Origin of the sequence: Microbacterium sp. B24 (genome assembly GCF_000333415.1) — a bacterium.
Classification (GTDB): Bacteria; Actinomycetota; Actinomycetes; order Actinomycetales; family Microbacteriaceae; genus Microbacterium.
Genome location: NZ_BADB01000404.1, coordinates 1 through 5,882 on the forward strand (window position 1 = coordinate 1; position 5,882 = coordinate 5,882).

The window sequence follows — 5,882 nt, forward strand, 5'->3', positions numbered from 1 at the left end:
AGCTCGGTCCCGGGGATCCTCTAGAGTCGTCGAAGCCTTCGACATCGGCCGTGGGATCGGCTTCGGCGTAGCCCAGCCGCTGCGCGTCGGCGAGGACGTCCGCGAACTCGCTGCCCTCGGTGTCCATGCGGTCGAGGATGTAGTTCGTCGTGCCGTTGACGATGCCCATGATGCGCTGCACGCGGTCGCCGGCCAGCGAATCGCGCAGCGGGCGGATGATCGGGATGGCGCCGGCGGCGGCGGCCTCGTAATAGACGGAGGCGCCCACCTGGTCGGCAGCGTCGAAGATCTCGGGGCCGTGTGTGGCCAGCAGCGCCTTGTTCGCGGTGACGACATCGGCGCCCGACGACAGCGCGAGCAGAATGTCGGTGCGCGCGGGCTCGATGCCGCCCATCAGCTCGATGACGATGTCGGCGCCGACGATCAGCTGTTCCGAATCGGTGGTGAACAGCTCGCGCGGCAGATCGGCGTCGCGCGGAGCGTCGGGGTTGCGTACGGCGATCCCCACGAGCTCAAGAGCCGCCCCGGCACGGTCGGAGAGCTCGTCGGCGTGCTTGCGCAGGAGGTCGGCCACCTGGGATCCGACGGCTCCGGCTCCGAGCAGGGCCACGCGCAGTCGACGGTAGTCGGTCATTCCTTCTCCTCGGCCGGGGACGTGTCGGCGGATGCGGGGGTCGCGACCCCCAGATCGCGCGCCAGCAGGTCATCGATGCTCTCGCCGCGGACGATCACGCGGGCGGTGCCGCCCCGCACGGCGACGACCGGCGGACGGGGCACGTAGTTGTAGTTGCTCGACAGCGAGAAGCAGTATGCGCCGGTCGCGGGCACGGCGAGGAGATCGCCGGGTGTGATGTCGCCGGGGAGGTACTCCGCGTCGACGACGATGTCGCCGGACTCGCAGTGACGGCCCACGACGCGCGACAGGGCGGGCGCGGCATCCGACGTGCGCGAGGCGAGGCGCGCCGAGTACTGCGCGCCGTATAGCGCCGGTCGGGCGTTGTCGCTCATGCCGCCGTCGACGCTCACGTAGAGACGGGTCACCTCGTCGCTGGCGCGGACGGGCTTGACCGTGCCGACTTCGTAGAGCGTGACACCGGCGCGTCCGACGATGGTGCGGCCCGGCTCGAACGCGAGGTTCGGCAGCGCGATGCCGCGCACCTCGCACTCGCGCGCGACGGCCTCGACGATGCCGTCGGCGAGGTCGGCGATGGGCGTGGGTTGGTCGACGGAGGTGTACGCGATGCCGAAACCGCCGCCCAGGTTGAGCAGCGGGATCTCACCGCCGGCGAGAAGCTGCGCGTGGAGGTCGACCACACGCGCAGCGGACTCCTCGAATCCGCGGGTGCCGAAGATCTGGGAGCCGATGTGGCAGTGCAAGCCGACGAAGCGCAGGCCCGGTAGTTCGCGGATGCGGGCGACGACAGCGGGCGCGTCGGACAGAGCGAAGCCGAACTTCTGGTCTTCATGCGCGGTCGCCAGGAAATCGTGCGTCTCCGCGTGCACGCCGCTGTTAACGCGGACGAGCACCGCCTGGGGAGCGGCATCGTCCGCGAGGCGCCGCTCGACGATGGCGGCAAGTCGTTCGAGCTCGATCCGCGAGTCGATCACGATCGAGCCGATGCCGATCTCCACGGCGCGTTCGAGTTCGGCGACCGACTTGTTGTTGCCGTGCAGGCCGAGGCGGGAGGGGTCAGCACCCGCGGCGAGCGCGACAGCGAGCTCTCCTCCGGTGGCCACATCGACCGCGAGGCCCTCTTCGGTCACCCAGCGCACGACGTCGGTCGACAGGAACGCCTTGCCGGCATAGTAGACGCGTGCCTGCACGCCGCGACGGGCCGCGGCCGCGGTGAAGGCGTCACGCACCTCGCGCGCGCGTGAGCGGACACTGTCCTCGTCGAGGACGTACAAAGGAGTGCCGAACCGCGCGCGCAGGTCCCGAACGCCGACGCCGGCGATCTCGAGCTGGCCGTCGTCGTCACGCGCGGCCGAGGACGGCCACACCAGCGGGGCGAGCGCGTTGGCGTCGGCCGGTTCGGCGAGCCACGCGGGCACGAGCGGGCGGTCGGAGGCGGCGGACACGTGCGGAACCAATCGTGTGGGGTCGGGCTGCCGTCGGTGACGTCACGCCCGGCAGTCCTAGAAGTCTAGGGCACCGCCGCATACCGGCCCGCGTATGTGACGCCCTCCCGTCGGTGCCCGCGTGCCCCGGTCGGTGAGCGAGCGCAGCGCGTCGAGACGCTCCGCGCCGCCGTCACCGCCCGCTCAGCTACACGTTCCCTTCTGCTGCAGGGCGGCATCGACGGTGATCCGCGGGTCCACGGCGATGTCGGCGACCACCTGCGCGCCGTCCACGCGCACGGCGGTGAGCGTGAGCCCGGCCGGCAGGTACTGCCTCACGCACACGTTCCAGTCGCGCACCACGGTGCGCGCCAGCGCTCCGAACTGGTCGATCAGCACATCGGCGGACACCTCGGCTCCCGAGACACGGATGGTGCGAGGGGTGAGAACGAGATCGCCGCCTGATGCCGACGGCGTGAGGCTCACGCCGACGGGCACCGAGAGGGAGAACGCCTTCAGCTCCGTCGACATGACGATGTCGGGCGCCTCCACCGTCACGGCATCCGCGGGAAACCCGTCGACGGTGCCCAGCAGGGCACGAACCTGATCCTGGTCGAGGCGGACGGTCGCGGCGGCACTCGTCAGCGGCGCGTCCCCGCGGATCGGCACCCCGGCCGCGTGGACCTCGACGTCGCCGGTCAGCGCTCCGAGGCTCACATCGGCGGCCGAGACCGTGACGTCGTCGAGACGTCCGCCGATCAGCTGCGGGATCACCGCGCCGCGCACATCCACGTCGACGTGCTGGTCGGCGGGGATGTCCAGGCGCGAGACGATCTGATCGCGGATCGTCCGCTCGACGATGCCGCGGGCGATGTACTCCCCCGCGAACCACGCGCCCGTCGCGAGCACCGCGACGGCGATCACGGCGATCAGCCAGGGCCAGCGGCGGCTTCGCCGTCGCGGGGCGGATGCCGCGGCATCCGTCGACAGCACCCACCGCGCCGACGGGTCCGGAAGCGGCTGCGTGGGGTGCTGGTCGTTCACGTCACATCCGCTCCGGCGCGCTCACTCCGAGCATGTCCAAGCCGTTGCGCAGCACCTGGCCGGTGGCGTCGTTGAGCCACAGGCGGGTGCGGTGCAGGTCGGTGACCGGCTCGTCGCCCAGCGGCGTGACGCGGCAGTTGTCGTACCAGCGGTGGTAGAGGCTCGCGAGCTCTTCGAGATAGCGGGCGACGCGGTGCGGCTCGCGGACCTCGGCGGCATAGGCCACGATGCGCGGGAACTCCTGCAGTGCTCCGAGCAGCGCCGACTCGCTCTCGTGGTCGAGCAGCTCGGGCGCGAAGACACTGCGATCGACGCCGGAGTCGGCGGCGTTGCGAGCGACGTTGTGCGTCCGGGCGTGTGCGTACTGCACATAGAAGACCGGGTTGTCGTTCGTGCGCTTCGTGAGGATCTCAGGGTCGAGGGTCAGTGGCGAATCGGCGGGATAGCGCGCCAGCGAGTACCGCAGCGCGTCGGTGCCGAGCCAGTCGCGGAGGTCGTCCAGCTCGATGATGTTGCCGGCGCGCTTGGACAGGCGGGCACCGTTGACCGACACGAGCTGGCCGATGAGCACCTCGATGTCCTTGTCGGGGTCGTCGCCGGCGGCACCGGCGAGCGCCTTGAGCCGGTGGACATAGCCGTGGTGGTCGGCGCCGAGCAGGTAGATCTTGTGCGCAAAGCCGCGGTCGCTCTTGTTGAGGTAGTACGCGGCGTCGGAGGCGAAGTACGTGTACTCGCCGTTGGAACGACGAATCACGCGGTCCTTGTCGTCGCCGAAGTCGGTCGTGCGCACCCAGATGGCGTCGTCCTGCTCGAACACGTGGCCCTGCGCGCGGAGGCGGTCGACGGCCTCGTCGACGAGGCTGGGCTCGCCGTTCGGGCCGTGGGCGTGCAGCGCGCGCTCGCTGAAGAAGACGTCGAAGTGCACGTTGAACTTCTCGAGCGACGCCTGCAGATCTGCAAGCTGCAGGGCGTAGGCACGGTCACGCGCCTGCACCAGCTGCTCGTCGTCGGACAGATCGAGAATTCCGGGCAGCTCGGCGCGCACGCGGCTCGCGAGATCGCCGATGTACGAGCCCGGATAGCCGTCCTCGGGTGTCGGTTCACCCTTGATCGCGGCGAGCACCGACCGCCCGAAGCGGTCCATCTGCGCGCCCGCATCGTTGATGTAGAACTCGCGGACGAGCGTCGCGCCGCTGGCCAGCAGCACGCGGGCGATCGCGTCGCCGAGGGCTGCCCACCGGGTGTGCCCGATGTGCATGGGCCCGGTGGGGTTGGCGCTGACGAACTCGAGGTTGATGCTCTGTCCGCGCTGGCTGTCGTTGGTGCCGTAGGCCGCGCCGGCGTCGACGATGGTCTTCGCCAGGGCGCCGGCGGCTCCCGCCTCGAGGCGGATGTTGATGAACCCCGGCCCGGCGACCTCGACACTGGCGACGCCGTCGGTCGCGGCGAGCGCGTCGGCGATCTCCTGCGCGAACTCGCGCGGGTTGGCACCGACGGCCTTTCCGAGCTTCAAAGCGGCGTTGGACGCCCAGTCGCCGTGATCACGGTTGCGCGGACGCTCCAGCGGGAAGTCGGCCGCGGTCAGCCCGGCGCTCGCGCCGGGTCGTCGCGCCTCGGCGAGCGGGGCGATGGCGGCGAGGAGGGCGGCGGCGAGGGCATCGGGATTCATAGCCCGTCAAGTCTACGGGCGCCCGCTGTCCGCAGCCTGCGCGCGTCCCTCGGCATCCGCGCCGGCGCGCGGGCCTGTGGGATCCCCGATGGCGTGCATAACTCCGTCTGAGGCCGGCGCAGGGAGCCCAACCCCGCGGTCCGCGCGGATTCAGGCGGAGTTGTGCACGCCGGCCCGGCGGCGGCCGGTGCGGCCACGGCACGACCGCCCCGCTCCGCCCCCGCACGCCCGCGGACCGGGGCGCGTGCACAACTCCATCTGAGAAGGGCGCGAGGCGCCCAACCGCGCGGCCGGGGCCGATTCAGGCGGAGTTGTGCACGCCGGCCCGGCGGCACCCGGTGCGGATCAGACGAGTTGGACGAGCTCGGCGAAGTCGTCGAGGGCGGGGTCGGATGCCGCCGCGGCGGCATCCTGCGCCTCGACATCGGCCGCATCATCGGGCAGGACGCACGCGTCGACGCGCATGCGCTGCAGGCCCACGTAGCCGCCGTGGTAGCTGAGGAAGGCGCAGTCGGCGGCATCGCGGCCGGTGGCGATGCGCACGAGCGAGCGGCGATTGGCGAGGCGGGTCGCGTCGATGACGTACCAGCTGCCGTCGAGGTAGGCCTCGGCGACGGCGTGGAAGTCCATGGGGCGAAGGCCCGGGGCGAAGCACGCGGCGTAACGGGCGGGCATGTCCATGGCCCGCAGCAGCGCGATGACGACGTGCGCGTAGTCGCGGCAGACGCCCTGTCCGGTCATGAGGGTCGTGACGGCCGAGTCGGTGCCCTGGCTCAGACCCGGGGTGTAGGTCGTGCTCGAGGCGACGAACTCGCTGACGGCCGTGATCAGCTCGAGCCCCTGCAGGCCGCGGAACTGGCGGCGCGCCTGCGAGAACACCTCGTCGGACTGGCAGTAGCGGCTGGGGCGCAGGTACGTGATGGCTTCGAGGTCGCTCGTGGCGCGCTGCGCCACCTGGCCGTCGATGAGGGCTTCGTAGCGCACCTCGAGGCGGCCGGCCTCGCCGAGGAGGCGGTGCAGGCGGCTGCCGGACTGGTCGATGATCTCGGTGGGCGTGTACACGCGATCGCCCTGCGTGAACGTCAGTTCCTCCCGCAGAACGGGGCCGGTG

5 protein-coding genes are annotated in these 5,882 nt (G+C 71.2%); all 5 read right to left on the reverse strand.

Going from position 1 to position 5,882, the window contains the following annotated elements:
• Positions 1-634 (reverse strand): homoserine dehydrogenase (locus I5I_RS12075; RefSeq protein WP_036319891.1); only part of this gene is annotated, 634 nt, incomplete at its 3' end.
• The gene (gene lysA, locus I5I_RS12080) at positions 631-2,079 is read right to left on the reverse strand and encodes a diaminopimelate decarboxylase (protein WP_036319894.1); all 1,449 of its coding nucleotides are present in this window, start codon (positions 2,077-2,079) and stop codon (positions 631-633) included. The genes I5I_RS12075 and lysA, both read right to left, overlap by 4 nt.
• A gap of 183 nt (positions 2,080-2,262) precedes the next feature.
• Positions 2,263-3,102, reverse strand: coding sequence for an LmeA family phospholipid-binding protein (locus I5I_RS12085; RefSeq protein ID WP_036319897.1), 840 nt, complete (start codon positions 3,100-3,102; stop codon positions 2,263-2,265).
• 1 nt (position 3,103) lies between these two features.
• On the reverse strand, positions 3,104-4,771 hold the full coding sequence (locus I5I_RS12090) for an arginine--tRNA ligase (protein ID WP_036319900.1): 1,668 nt from the start codon (positions 4,769-4,771) through the stop codon (positions 3,104-3,106).
• Positions 4,772-5,116: 345 nt separating this feature from the next.
• Positions 5,117-5,882: transglutaminase-like domain-containing protein (locus I5I_RS12095; protein ID WP_036319903.1), on the reverse strand; the 766-nt coding region annotated here is incomplete at its 5' end.